Here is a 14,188-nt window from a genome sequence, read left to right on the forward strand (position 1 = left end):
TATTATTTCTTATTTTAATTTAGCATATTAAATCTATACTCTGTATAGAGTTATTAAAATCAATCACAATCAACATGCAACCTTTTTTTAGCACATTGCACACACTCAAACAAATAGCCAACGAACGTCCCGTCTTTCGATAAAGACGATTTTATCAATTCTTCGGGATAGTCTTGGATATCATCTAAGATTTCATCAAAATAGGGTTCAATTTCTTTGGCTCCAACATAACCAATAAAAGCACAAGGTTCGTTACAATGCGATAACCAAACTTCCTGTTGCCATGATGAATAACTCGGGGTTTTTAATACTATTTCGTCTAACATTTCGGATGGCACATCTTCTACACCATAATTATCGTTGAATTGACCTTGATATTTTTCTGCAGCCGAACCATCGGCAATACACCATGGGCAGATATAATCAGGATCTTCAACACAATAAGGTACCAAATTATATTTTATTGTTCGTTTTTGATTACAAACGGAACAAATTCCCTTTTCATTAACAAAAATATCGAGTTGATATGCATTTGGGTGATATTTAAACATAGGTAAGCACATCACAGACTCCTTTATTATAATAAAATTAAGATTATATAACCTAAGTGAGTTCAATACAAAATAATTAAATGCCAGATTACTGTCATCAGCAAGTTGATAGTTGAATAGTAATTCTTGAAAGTTAAGTCTAAAACATATACTAAGTTAAAATACAAAAAATAGCTGTAACAAAAATCACACTATTAACCAACACTTCAAGTGCGACAAACCCGATTAAGTTACCAGTGGGTGAGCAAAGTTTTGCAGATATAGGCATGATGGTTTCTACATTAAGATCAAGTAACTTAGTGAGTATAAGTTACTTAGTCACACGTTATAACTATTGGGGAGATGATGATGGAGACGGACAAAGTGGAGTAACGACATTTAAGAATTTGATGTTGAGTATTATAGATAAAAATAACCAAGCAATAGGCTGTAGTGATGTATTAACGATATGTAATGCACCTTATAAAGTGGAATTAAGTAGTCATAATAACAAAAATGCTAATCTATAAATGTTTGATTTCATTTAAAAATATAAAATAAAAAATTCAATAAAATCAATAGTCTACCTGAACAATTTTAGAGCAAAAAACACGCTTATAGCACCACAACATTAATAAGTTTGCCTTATCAGATCGTCAAAATATGCCGATAATGAAGTAAAGCTAGCACGCCAAACTGGGCTGTTGGGCGTGTTTGTGTTTTAGATGTTATCAGCAATATTAATCATTCCGTAAAAGTCAAAAAGTCCTAAAGATAACACCATATTTTAATTATAAAATTAACTTATCACTAAAGCCGAATCGTTTTCATCTTTACATTTCTTTACAAAAAAGTCCGCTAAAAAACTAGCCAACTATTTTATAAATGGTTATACTTTCATCGCTTTAGAAAGATAAGCTTATTAAATAAGCGAGTAACTACAAAAAATCGAAATAAAACAAAATATTACTTGACAGGTGGAACAAAATGCAGTACCATTTTAGGCACAAGGCACAAGGCACAAGGCACAAGCACTGGCAAACCTATGTCTTAAATTTATCAAATAATCCTATTCGACGAGTTTTTGCACGAAACTCATTTATATCATCGAAATTATCTCTCGAATTATTATCGAAATTATTCACAAAATTATTTGCAAAAATCCCATTGGCATTAGCACCGTTGTTGTTATTGCTGTACTCATTAGAATCACAGGCATTATCGGCCACGACTTCTGAGCGCATTCACGGTACTGCGCCTTATTTAACCTTTGATGGCGGTGCAACCCATGCCGATTCAATTAGTCCCTTATTATCAGTAACATTGCCCGGAAACAAAATTATTACTGTATCAAATGATAGCTCAAGTATGGAAAACCCATTAGTGTTAGATAAACTTTCGGCCACTTTTGCAGATATTAAGACATTAGTACCTCATGGGGATTATCCAGAAGTATTGGCAGATAAAGTGATTGCTGATAATGGTTATTGGAAGGATGATGATGGCGATACACTTCATCGTGTCAATTCAAGTAAATTAAAAATTAAATGGCAGAATTTATATGGTCAAGATATTACTAATTATGTGAAGGATAACTCAGATAAAGCATTAAATGGCTGTGATGCACCTTATCAATTGACGTTAGAAGTGGAAGATGTGAGCATTAAGACAGAATATGGTATTCCTTCTGAAAGTGATAAATTTACTGGAAATAGGCATACCTATTATCTTTATCCCAAAATGGATAAACCACAATTCTGTTATGCTATGCCTAATTTAGAATATGATTGGCATTCAAATAATATACCTTACGATGGTGCAGTTTCTTCTCTTAACGATCCGCATGGAGATTGGAATAAATATAGAGGATTTTATGCCTATAATCCAGCGAATCCTGGAGCAAACTTTCCAACCACAGGCTCTCATAATTTATTTTTTTACTTGAGTGTTGCAGGAATGAAAGCACAAGATATCGTTAATACGAATGGTCGAACAATTTCGACAGGAGGGGTAACATTAACGTTAAATGCTGAAAATACGCTACCTACAGGGCTTGTAAAAATTAACTTAACGGGTCCTAAGGAGAGTAATCCTGGTTCTTTTATTCCTTCAACATTTTATTTACACGATAAAAACAATGACCCATTGTATAATTTTAGATTAGAGCGTTGGTATGTAGCTAAAAAAGGCGGTGCAGGCGGTTATCAAAATGCCGTAGCGTTTTGTAACAACTTTAATGGTGGTGGATATCGTATGACCAAAGTGCTTGACTTTACCAATGCAAATAGAAATGATGGTATGCCAAATTGGCAAAATGGTATAACAGACGGAAGCTATTTACGAAAAATTAGTTATAAAGTAAATGGTTATTGGATGGGAGGATTACTTAGCGAATGGGGACGTATGACTCAGATTTACTACAAAGATAGTGATTGGGAGTTTTTTAGTGTTGGCGATCCTGCTTGGTGGAGGGATATGAGCGGATATTATTGGGCATCAGATCAACTTTCCAGGGATGTTAACTTTGTTGTAGAAGCTAGTAGTGGTCTTGTCGGTGCCAAAGAGCATTCTGATCAAGATTATAGAGTAGCCTGCGTTACACCTTAGTTTGCAGCTACCATCTAAAACACGTCTAATCATGGTTATTTAGGCAAGAAAAAACTAAATTTTTTGCCAAGATAACCAATAAAATTCACATTGATGTAGACTAAGAACTAATAAAGAATTAAAGAAAAATGCCATCGTTATTTCAATTGCGGCAGGTGTTACCATTAAAACAATTGCCAAATGCGTGGGTTATGAGCAAAAAATTATACGAGTTATGCCTAACACATCAGCCCTTGTTAATGCCGCTATGTGTTCAATTACCCCCAATACCGAAATTACCGATGAAGAATTGTCTATTGTTCAACAATTATTAAATTGTATTGGTGAAACGGAAGTTGTTCCTGAAGATTTAATTGACGCAGTTATTGGCGCAAGTGGATCTTCCCCCGCTTTTGTGTTTATGTTTATTGAAGCATTAGCTGATGGTGCGGTTAAAGGCGGATTATCAAGAGAACAAGCTTACAAGTTTGCTGCCCAAGCAGTTTTAGGATCGGCAAAACTACTATTAGAAACAGGTAAACATACAGAGGAGTTAAAAGATATGGTCTGCTCACCTGCGGGTACAACCATTGAAGGAGTGCAAATACTTGAAGCCAAAGGATTTAGGTCAGCTGTTATTGATGCAGTGGAAGCAACGATTACTAAATCTAAATATCTTGCGGAAAAGTAAATATAAAATTATCTATATTTTATATTTATTAAGTAATTTTAAAGGCATTACAAATCAAAAGATATGATTGAATATTAATCACTATTGAGAGTGGGCAATTATAGAAAAAGTGTTTAATGAGGAGTAGATAAAATATCTTTCTTTAGCTATGAACAATATTAACTAAAAAATGACAACTAATACTTGATGATTTGAATAAGTAAAATAATAGCTAGTAAATTAATACTAGATATTATATTGTTGATGTACGAAAATATCCAACAAAATATTACAAACTTTTAATTCTCGATTATCAGCTTATAAATTTAACTCTATCAATATAATTCATAAATAAAAAAGTTAAATTTACAAATCTTAACAAAAAAATAAGTTTATTTACTTTAAAGCGATACGTTTTTATGTTTATAATCTAATGCATTATTTATGCTAGTTATCAACTATGTATTTCAGACCCTAAAAATAAAATATATTAAAAGTGAATTAAGAAAGAGTAATTAATAAATTATTAGTTACTAATTTGTTCGTTTAATTTTATAAAGACAAAAGAAAGTGGAAAATTTTTGAAAAATGAGATAGGAAATGATACAATGAAAAAGGAAAAGCACACAGCACACAGCACACAGCACACAGCACACAGCACACAGCACACAGCACACAGCACACAGCACACAGCACACAGCACACAGCACACAGCACACAGCACACAGCACACAGCACACAGCACACAATTTGAACAACTAAAAAAAACAACTTTACATATCCGGCCGTTTTTTAAAGTTTTTATACCTTTTCTTTATTATCAAGCCTGTTTGTGCATAATATCACCCAATTCAAAGATTAAACGTTATATTTCCCAAGCAATTTGGGCATTATTTGGATTAGTGATATCGAATAATGCTATGTCAGCATTATCCGCTGTGACGGTAAAAAAGATCCATGGTACTTCCCCCTATTTAACCTTTGACGGCGGTGCGACTCATGCCGATTCAGTTAGTCCCTTATTATCAGTAACATTGCCCGGAAACAAAATTATTACTGTATCAAATGATAGCTCAAGTATGGAAAATCCATTAGTGTTAGATAAACTTTCGGCCACTTTTGCAGATATTAAGACATTAGTACCTCATGGGAATTATCCAGAGGTATTGGCAGATAAAGTTATTGATGACAATGGTTATTGGAAGGATGATGATGGCGATACACTTCATCGTGTCAATTCAAGTAAATTAAAAATTAAATGGGAAAATATAGAAGGGCAAGATATTACTGATTATGTGAAGCACCATGCCAATAGCTTACTCAATGGGTGTGATGCACCTTATAAATTGACGTTAGAAGTTGGGGATATGAGTATTGAAACAGAATATGGCATACCATCTCAAGGAGGGCATTTTACGGGAGGAAGACATACCTATTTCATTTATCCGAAGGTGGATAAACCTAAGTTTTGTTACGCAAAACCAAATTTAGAGTTTGATTTTCACTCGGGTAAAATCCCTTATGATGGAGCGATTTCATCTATTAACGCAGGTAATGGTGAGTGGAATAAGCACAGGGGATTTTATGCTTATAATCCAGCGAATCCTGGGGCAAATTTTCCAACCACAGGCTCTCATAATTTATTTTTTTACTTGAGTGTTGCAGGAATGAAAGCACAAGAATTTATTAATACGAATGGTGATACAATTTCCAAAGGAGGCGTAACGCTCAAATTGCATAGGGAAAATAGTTCTCCTACTGGTTTAGTCAAAATTACCTTAACTGGCCCAAGTTTAGAAAATCCCGGGGCTTTTACACCTTCGACATTTTATTGGCGAGATGAAAGTAATCAACCATTATATAGTTTTAAGCTTGAGCGTTGGTATGTAGCTAAAAAAGGTGGTGGTGCTGGTGGGTATCAAAATGCAGTAGCATTTTGTAATAATTTTAATGGTGGTGGGTATCGGATAATAAAAGTACTTGATTTTACTAATGGAAGGGCTAGTAAAGTCAACTGGCAAATAGGTATAGTTGAACCGTTTTATCTGAGAAAAATTAGTTATAAAGCAAATGGTTATTGGATGGGGGGATTACTTAGTGAATGGGGTCGTATGACACAGCTTTACTATAAAGACAGTGATTGGGAATATTTTCGTGTTGGAGATCCTGCTTGGGGAGATTCTAGAGCCGCTTATTGGACTTCAGATGATCAAAATCGTTGGAGATATAACTATGTTGTAGAGGCCAATACTGGTGGTGTTGGTGATAGAGATCATTCTGATCAAGATTATAGAGTAGCCTGCGTTACACCTTAGTTTGCAGCTACCATCTAAAACACGTCTAATCATGGTTATTTAGGCAAGAAAAAACTAAATTTTTTGCCGAGATAGCCAATAAAATGCACATTGATGTAGACTAAGAACTAATGTGGTTGCTAATTAGTTTTTAAGCAATATGCCAGTAAATACTACTTTTCTTATTTAAAAAGTAAAATGTATAACAAATATTGATCACACACTTTAATAGAAATTAACCTTAGATTTAAAATATTTATAAAAATAATTAACAATAAACTATATTGTTAAAAAGTGGGTTTTGTATCAAAAAATATTCTATAATTGTGAAAAAGCATTGATATTAAAAAGGTGGTAAATAAATGGAACAAAAAATTGGTTTTATTGGTTTAGGTAACATGGGGAATGCCATATTGCAAGGTATTTTGGGCAGTAATATTGTGCCGGGAACCCAAATTTATGTTTATGATCATCATCCCGAAAAAGGTCAAGTTCTTAATCAAACTTATTCAATAAATAATCTTGATTCAGCGAGAGATGTTGCTCGAGAAGCCGATATAGTTTTTGTTGCGGTTAAGCCTAATGTGATTGTTGATGTACTTGTTGATATTCAAAAAGAATTAAAGAAAAATACCATCGTTATTTCAATTGCGGCAGGTGTTACCATTAAAACAATTGCCAAATGCGTGGGTTATGAGCAAAAAATTATACGAGTTATGCCTAACACACCAGCCCTTGTTAATGCCGCTATGTGTTCAATTACCCCTAATACCGAAATTACCGATGAAGAATTGTCTATTGTTCAACAATTGTTAAATTGTATTGGTGAAACGGAAGTTGTTCCTGAAGATTTAATTGACGCAGTTATTGGTGCAAGTGGATCTTCCCCCGCTTTTGTGTTTATGTTTATTGAAGCATTAGCTGATGGTGCGGTTAAAGGCGGATTATCAAGAAAACAAGCTTACAAGTTTGCTGCCCAAGCAGTTTTGGGATCGGCAAAACTACTATTAGATACAGGTAAACATCCAGGGGAGTTAAAAGATATGGTCTGCTCACCTGCGGGTACAACCATTGAAGGAGTGCAAATACTTGAAGCCAAAGGATTTAGGTCAGCAGTTATTGATGCAGTGGAAGCAACGATAAAAAAATCTCAAATGATGGCAAAAGATTAATGTTATAAAATTCATAACGTTATATCTTTAAATTAGCGTTATGAATTATTTTTACTGATATAATAAGTAATCTTTTAAAAAGATTGCTTGCATTAGTAAACTAATTATGAGTAAATAGAAACAAGCATACGACATGCGGATTTATTTTGTAACATTTCGATATATGTAGTTTGTAGTTTACTATAGCTTAGAGATTAGTTTTCTTTAGTATATTCTTCTTAGTGTTAATAAGTAATCTAGGTTTTATGTTTTTGAATATAGTCCTTTAAGGGCTAAAGTTAATTTATTTATAGGAAGATTATTATGTCTAAGAAAACTGGTCAAGTAAAATGGTTCAACGAAAGTAAAGGTTTTGGTTTCATTTCCCCCGCTGATGGTAGCAAAGATGTATTTGTACATTTCTCTGCAATTTCTGGCGATGGATTCAAAACATTAGGTGAAGGTCAACAAGTAGAGTTTTCTATTCAAGACAGCCCTCGTGGTCCTTCTGCTGCTGATGTTAGTGTAATCTAAGTCTTTTATTATCTTATCAGCATTTGCTGGTAAGATTTATATATTTCCATCCTAAAATTCTTCGCTACATCCTAGCTATTTTATAATATTCAAATTATTTTTTATAGATTATCAATGAAATGTAATAAAGGATAAAAATTAGTATTTTTATGGCGCCTTTAGGCATTTTTTCAGTAACTATGACTGATTTATCTGAAGTTTGTAAAAAGTTTTTATAAAATTGATACTTTACTCAAAACTAGCCCTGATGATTTAGCAATTAAATAACAAACTGACATAATCAAACAAAGCTTAGAATATAATAAACAATAAATTTCTGCACCACCAGTCGATAATCAAGAAGTGGACTGTAAACTAGTTATTGGTTCACATTGACATGTTGAAGCTTCACTCCCCCCTAAAAAAATAGGTATTTTATAAGGTGCCTTATTTGTTATTATGTCGAAAATCCCAAGGAGCTATTGGATGTTTATCTTTCCATAGTCCTTTTTTATTTTGTTTTGCTCTAGTCTCTAATTTTACCATCATTTTGTTATTAGCTACTCCTTTATAACGGTATGCCCAAGCATAACCTTTTTCGACCATTTTGGCATTGATATTAACTTTATTTAAAAAAATAGTACCTAAGGTTCTTTTATAGATATCTTTTTTGTTTTCTTTAACAAAAACATTTTTACCAGCAATGAGTGAAGCTAAATATTTCCGTGATACATTACCATAGGCTTGTTTACTTTCAGGCGCATCGATATCAAGCAAACGAACACGGATTTTTTGTTTTTTGATAGTTAAGATATCAACTGTATCGCCATCAATTACTTTGACAACTTTACCATTGAAATCAGCATAAACTAGTGTGTTTGATAAAAAAAATAAAATAATACAAATTAATAAAGGTTTTAAACGATTCATTATAAATAAAAAAGTATAAAAATTTGTAGCATTATACATGATTATTCATGCTATAACTAAATATGGATTTAATAAAAAAGAGATGATGTCAACCTTACTTGTATTTAATAAGGCTGACAGAATGAGTAGCTTTAAATTAAAAAGCGTTGGTATCTTGGAATAGACCTACTTTTAAATCAGATGCTTGATAAATAAGCTTACCATCAACAAAAACTTCACCATCACCGATACCCATAATTAATTTGCGATTAATAACACGTTTGAAATGGATTTTATAGGTTACTTTTTTATTGGTTGGTAGTACTTGGCCAGTAAATTTTACCTCACCAACACCTAAAGCGCGGCCTTTCCCTTTACCACCAATCCAACCTAAATAAAATCCAACTAATTGCCACATAGCATCAAGTCCTAGGCAACCAGGCATAACTGGATCGTTTTTAAAATGACATTTAAAAAACCATAAATCGGGATTAATATCAAGTTCAGCTTCAACAAAACCTTTGCTAAAGTTGCCACCGTTTTCATTCATTTCAATAATACGATCCATCATTAACATTAAATCAGATGGTAATGGTGGTCCATCATGACCAAATAACTCATTATTGCCTGATTTAATCAGATCTGCTTTATCGTACGATGATTTACGTTCAAATGTCATAAAAAAACCTTTTATTTAATGTAAATTAAAACATGTTTTGAAAAATTGAAAGTTAACTAACTCTCTTTTTCTATTTCGTAATTAATAAAATTTTGAACCAAAGTTTATTTGGTATTGTTACTTTTTGCAATATTTTTGCCATCTACTTAACCAACTATCTTGTTTTTTGTCCTGCAACAATACTGCTTGCATACGTGCATGAATCAATTGGTAAAGATTAATGCTATCTTTATCTTTATAAGGAATACCTGTTAGTAGGTAAAGCGCATCAGCAACATGTTCAACAGACCATATTGAAAACTTTCCTTGATCGATTGCTTCAATAACATCATCATTTAAACTTAAATGGCGTTGATTGGTGGCTGGTATGATCACTCCTTGTTGACCTGTTAAGCCTTGTTGTTTACAAACAGCAAAAAATCCTTCAATTTTTTCGTTCACTCCACCAATTGATTGGACATGACCAAATTGATCTACTGAACCAGTAACAGCCAATTGCTGATCAATAGGTTGCTGTGATAAAGCGCTAATGATTGCACAAAGCCCTGCAAGTGAAGCGCTGTCACCATCAATTTCACTGTAAGATTGTTCAAACACTAAAGAAGTTGAAAAAGGTAATTGATGATTGATAGCAAATTCAGACATAATAAATGCCTGCATTATCATCATTCCTTTTGAGTGAATATTACCAGCTAATTCTGTTTTGCGTTCTATATCAATTATCTCTCCATCACCAAAATGAATAAGACAACTTAGACGAGTGGGTTCACCAATCGCTTTTGGATATCCAGGGTATTCAATGACTGATAAGCCATTTATTTGACCAACAACTTGCTCTTTAGTATTAATCATTATTTGATTACTAAATATCTCCTCATGTAGCCTTTCTTGCAAATAATTTTCATGCCATGATTTTTGCTTTATAGCAGAAGTGATGGCTGATTCATCGATTACATTATTTTGCATAAAGTGTGTAGCATTAACTAATAGCGAATTAATCCAATCTACCGAAAGAGGGAGGTAATGTTGATCACCAGTATAGCGAGTAGCCTCTTTGTAAATTTTTGCTAAAGCTAAGGTATCAATATTGGGTAATTGTTGTTTGTTCGCAATAAAATTTAAATAATTAATCCATTGTTCGATTTGTTCTGGCGATTTGACCTGCAATTCATTTTCAAATTCAGTATAAATAGAAGTTGAATAAAATTCAGGTTCAAAATCTTGTAATTCTGCTAAACTTAATCTATCCCCAACTAAAATGATTCGTAAATCAAGTGGCATAGGAGGAATAGACAAAGGTAAAGGATGAGATTCGTCAGCTGAAACCCATTCAAACTCTTGCTTTATTACCATTTGTTTTAGTTTAGACCATAACAATGGTTGGCTAAGTAGTGAGCGAAGGCCTAAAATTAAAATGCCGCCATTAGCACGATGAACAAGTCCAGCTTGTAATTTTATAGGGCTATTTTCAGGTTGTCTAACACAACCAAATAGTTTTTCACTATCAACAGAAGATGCAAATAAACAATTGTCTTGGGCTGCAAAATTATCTTGTTTGCTCTTTGCATTGGCCAGCGTAATTTTACTTTCGCTAAAAAAATAACTATAGCCTAATGAAGGTGAAGATAAATCAGATTTAATGGCTTGTCTTAGTAAATCAAAAAAAAGCTCGCTTTCAGGTGCTTTAAGCAACATAAAGCGGGGGCTATAACATACTCTTTTGGGTGGGCATAACAGTGCTAAGGCAGAGGCCACACGTGGTTGCCACATGAGTAAATGTTCTGATTTTTCTGATGCTAATGATATTGAATTATTAGTTTTGTTTCTAAGTTCAGAAATATAGGATAAATCAGGCTGGATCTGTTTTGCGTTGAGTTGTTTAATTGCCAAAGTTTTTATCTTTTTGTTAACTTATTTCATTTTGAAATTATAACAAGTATCCGATGTATCGCCAACAGATTACCAAAATCTTTATGGTAGCAAATAAAAAATTTACAGAAAGATTTTTTAAAATCAGGTAAACTAAAACATAATTTATTGTTTATTTATCTTAATAACCACCATTAGCAACGACTTAATATGCTCAAAATCAAAAATACTTACTTCAAAGACTATCGTGCCTCACAAATTGTTAGTTGGGGGCATTGGTTTACGTTGTTTAATATTTTTGTTGTAATTTTACTAGGTAGTCAATATTTATTTATTGCAGATTGGCCTCGTACTTTTATGGGGCGATTTTATGCAATTATTAGTGCAATCGGACATTTCAGCTATTTGACCTTTATTGCTTATTTAATTCTGCTTTTTCCGTTAAGTTTTTTCATTCATTCATCTCGATGGCAAAGGATAATTGCAACGGTTTTTGCAACAGTAGGTCTTTCATTACTAATTATTGATATTGAAGTTTTTTCGCATTTTAGAATGCACCTTAATTTGTCTATTTGGCAATTATTTTCATCGCAAAAAGTCACTTATTTAAGTACGGTATTTATTGCTATTCCGTTTATTTTGTTGATTGAAATTTTATTTTCGGTATGGAGCTGGAAAAAATTACGTAGCTTAAGTAAACGTAAACGCTATGCAAAGCCTGTAGTAATTCTTTTTATTCTTTGTTTTGTTGCCTCACATTTGATTCATATTTGGGCTGATGCTAATTTTTATCGACCAATTACTATGCAGCGTTCAAGCCTACCACTTTCTTATCCTTTAACTGCTCGCCATTTTCTTGAGCGCTATGGCTTTATTAAAGAAAATGATTATCGTGATCGTGTTGCTCAAGAAGGGAATCCTTTTGCGATGGCAATTGAATATCCGTTGGGAAATATTGTTTATAATCAAAAGCCAATAAAAAATAATGTGTTAATGATTGTTATTGAAGGGTGGAATACTAATTTATTAACTCAACATATGCCGTGGTTAAATGAATTTTCTCAAGATAATATTTTCTTTGCTAATCATTATGGTGCAAGTAATCAGTCCTATTTAAATGACTTTTCATTGTTTTATGGATTAGATCCTAACTACTATAATAGTATCCTTGTTGGACATAAACCGTCTGTATTGCTTGATGTCGTTACAAAACAGCACTACAACTTAGGTCTATTTTCGGAAGATGGTTTTGCTGAGCCTTTATATCGTTCAGCTTTGTTATCTAATTTTTCAATACCACAACCTAAAAAACAATCTAATAAACAAATAACAGAAAACTGGAGGACTTGGCATGAAGAACAAAATAGCCTTTCTAATCATGCACCTTTGTTTTCTATAATCCAATATTCATTGGGTAGTAAAAATAAAAAAATTACAATATCAGATCTTCAATCAGAAGCTAAAAGGCTAGATCAATACATTGAATCATTAATTGCCTATTTAAAATTATCTAATGCCTATGATGATACGATTATTGTTATTACTGGTTCGAATGATATTAAAATTGACGAGGTGAAAAAAGTAGCGTTACGCAATGCAGGAAGCGACTTTAACAGAGAATCATTAAAAGTACCATTGATTATATCATGGCCAAATAAAGGAAGTGCCCAAATAACAGAAGCAACTTCGCAAACTGATATTATGCTTACATTAATGCAAGACGCATTTTATGTTACTACGCCACCTCAACAATACAGTCAAGGTAAAAACCTATTTACTCAAAAGCCTAGACAATGGCTAGTTGCTGGTGATGAAAATACTATAGCAGCACTTTATGATGATAAAACGGTTGTTTTAGATGCTTTTGGTCGTTCTAAAATTTATGATATTAATGGTAAATTGCAAAAAGAAGAAAAAATTAGCTTACCCATCTTTTTGCAAATCGTTACTGAAAATCGCCGTTTTATGGTTGTGGATAATTGATTTAGCTTTTGAGTAGAATTATAAAAAGGGGTGAAGATTACTTCACCTCTTTGCCCATTGCTTGTAAATCAGCATGATAAGATGAACGTACAAATGGTCCACAAGCTGCATGTGTGAATCCCATGTTTAATGCCGTTTGCTTTAATTCTTCAAATTCTTGTGGCGAAACATAACGTTCAACGGGTAAATGATATTTACTTGGTTGTAAATATTGACCAAGCGTCAACATAGTAACACCATGGCTGCGTAAATCTTTTAACACTTGAATTAATTCTTGATTTGTTTCGCCAAGTCCTACCATTAAGCCAGATTTTGTAGGAATTTCAGGATGTCGTTCTTTAAATGCTGCCAGTAATTTAAGTGATCCTTCATAGTTAGCGCCAGGTCGAATCCTTTTATATAAGCGAGGTATATTTTCTAAATTATGATTAAATACATCGGGAGGATTATCACTTAAGACATCAATTGCTTCATCAATACAACCACGAAAATCAGGAGTTAATGTTTCAACCTTTATATTTGGGTTTAATTCCCTGATTTCTCGAGTACAATTAGCAAAATGGCTAGCTCCACCATCTTTTAAATCATCCCTATCAACCGAGGTAATAACAACATATCGTAATTTCATTTCTTGAATGGTTTTCGCTAGCTTAATGGGTTCTTTACTATCTGGTGGTAATGGTCTACCATGAGCTACATCACAAAATGGGCAACGGCGGGTACAAATATCACCTAAAATCATAAAAGTAGCCGTGCCATGATTAAAACATTCAGCTAAATTAGGGCAAGATGCTTCTTCACAGACTGAATGTAATCCATGTTTGCGCATTGTGTTTTTAATATGTGCTATATTATCAGAGTGAGCAGATAATTTAATTCGCATCCATTCAGGTTTTTTTAGCGGTGCGACATCTTCTAATGTTACAGTTGGAATTAAGCGCGTCTTTTCGGCATCACGATATTTCGAACTTCTGATTATTGTTTCATTATTTTGCATAATTGGT

The 14,188-nt window shown here is 33.1% G+C and carries 11 protein-coding genes and 1 pseudogene; 7 read left to right on the plus strand and 5 right to left on the minus strand.

The genetic code is table 11. From position 1 onward, the window contains the following. Positions 1-59 precede the first annotated feature (59 nt). Positions 60-563 carry a CbrC family protein gene (locus GYW75_RS00515; protein ID WP_065590690.1) on the minus strand — a complete coding sequence of 168 codons (504 nt, stop codon included), beginning with the start codon at positions 561-563 and terminating at the stop codon, positions 60-62. Positions 564-850: 287 nt separating this feature from the next. On the opposite strand from GYW75_RS00515, the gene GYW75_RS00520 reads away from it, so the two are divergent. The 6 genes and pseudogenes from GYW75_RS00520 (at position 851) to cspE (ending at position 7,765) form a co-directional block, all read left to right on the plus strand. Then, positions 851-1,060, plus strand: a complete 210-nt coding sequence (locus GYW75_RS00520; protein ID WP_174798062.1) for a hypothetical protein — start codon at positions 851-853, stop codon at positions 1,058-1,060. Between the two features lie 457 nt (positions 1,061-1,517). Next, positions 1,518-3,137: a hypothetical protein gene (locus tag GYW75_RS00525; RefSeq protein ID WP_174798063.1), complete on the plus strand. Its 1,620-nt coding sequence runs from the start codon at positions 1,518-1,520 to the stop codon at positions 3,135-3,137. A 124-nt stretch (positions 3,138-3,261) separates the two neighbouring features. Then, a pseudogene (proC, locus tag GYW75_RS00530) lies at positions 3,262-3,807 on the plus strand (pyrroline-5-carboxylate reductase); the annotation flags it as partial. A 587-nt stretch (positions 3,808-4,394) separates the two neighbouring features. Further along, positions 4,395-6,101 (plus strand): hypothetical protein, encoded by a 1,707-nt coding sequence (locus tag GYW75_RS00535; protein WP_174798064.1) that lies wholly within the window; start codon positions 4,395-4,397, stop codon positions 6,099-6,101. 341 nt (positions 6,102-6,442) lie between these two features. Beyond that, positions 6,443-7,252, plus strand: coding sequence for a pyrroline-5-carboxylate reductase (gene proC / locus GYW75_RS00540; RefSeq protein WP_174798065.1), 810 nt, complete (start codon positions 6,443-6,445; stop codon positions 7,250-7,252). 303 nt (positions 7,253-7,555) lie between these two features. Further along, on the plus strand, positions 7,556-7,765 hold the full coding sequence (gene cspE, locus GYW75_RS00545; protein ID WP_065589950.1) for a transcription antiterminator/RNA stability regulator CspE: 210 nt from the start codon (positions 7,556-7,558) through the stop codon (positions 7,763-7,765). 426 nt (positions 7,766-8,191) lie between these two features. Here cspE and GYW75_RS00550 read toward each other — a convergent pair whose 3' ends face one another. From GYW75_RS00550 to GYW75_RS00560, 3 genes are all read right to left on the minus strand, one after another. Continuing rightward, complete coding sequence (locus tag GYW75_RS00550; protein WP_174798322.1) at positions 8,192-8,674, minus strand: thermonuclease family protein; 483 nt, start codon at positions 8,672-8,674, stop codon at positions 8,192-8,194. Positions 8,675-8,810: 136 nt separating this feature from the next. After that, the gene (gene fabA, locus GYW75_RS00555; protein ID WP_174798066.1) at positions 8,811-9,332 is read right to left on the minus strand and encodes a bifunctional 3-hydroxydecanoyl-ACP dehydratase/trans-2-decenoyl-ACP isomerase; all 522 of its coding nucleotides are present in this window, start codon (positions 9,330-9,332) and stop codon (positions 8,811-8,813) included. 117 nt (positions 9,333-9,449) lie between these two features. After that, the gene (locus tag GYW75_RS00560; protein ID WP_202983887.1) at positions 9,450-11,222 is read right to left on the minus strand and encodes an AAA family ATPase; all 1,773 of its coding nucleotides are present in this window, start codon (positions 11,220-11,222) and stop codon (positions 9,450-9,452) included. A gap of 189 nt (positions 11,223-11,411) precedes the next feature. Between GYW75_RS00560 and GYW75_RS00565 the strand changes: the two genes are divergently transcribed. Beyond that, positions 11,412-13,184: a DUF3413 domain-containing protein gene (locus tag GYW75_RS00565; protein WP_174798067.1), complete on the plus strand. Its 1,773-nt coding sequence runs from the start codon at positions 11,412-11,414 to the stop codon at positions 13,182-13,184. A 37-nt stretch (positions 13,185-13,221) separates the two neighbouring features. On the opposite strand, the gene lipA is transcribed toward GYW75_RS00565, so the two are convergent. Continuing rightward, positions 13,222-14,181, minus strand: coding sequence for a lipoyl synthase (lipA, locus tag GYW75_RS00570; protein ID WP_174798068.1), 960 nt, complete (start codon positions 14,179-14,181; stop codon positions 13,222-13,224). Positions 14,182-14,188: the final 7 nt, after the last annotated feature.

The organism is Gilliamella sp. ESL0232, from assembly GCF_013346885.1.
GTDB classification, from domain to species: Bacteria; Pseudomonadota; Gammaproteobacteria; order Enterobacterales; family Orbaceae; genus Gilliamella; species Gilliamella bombi.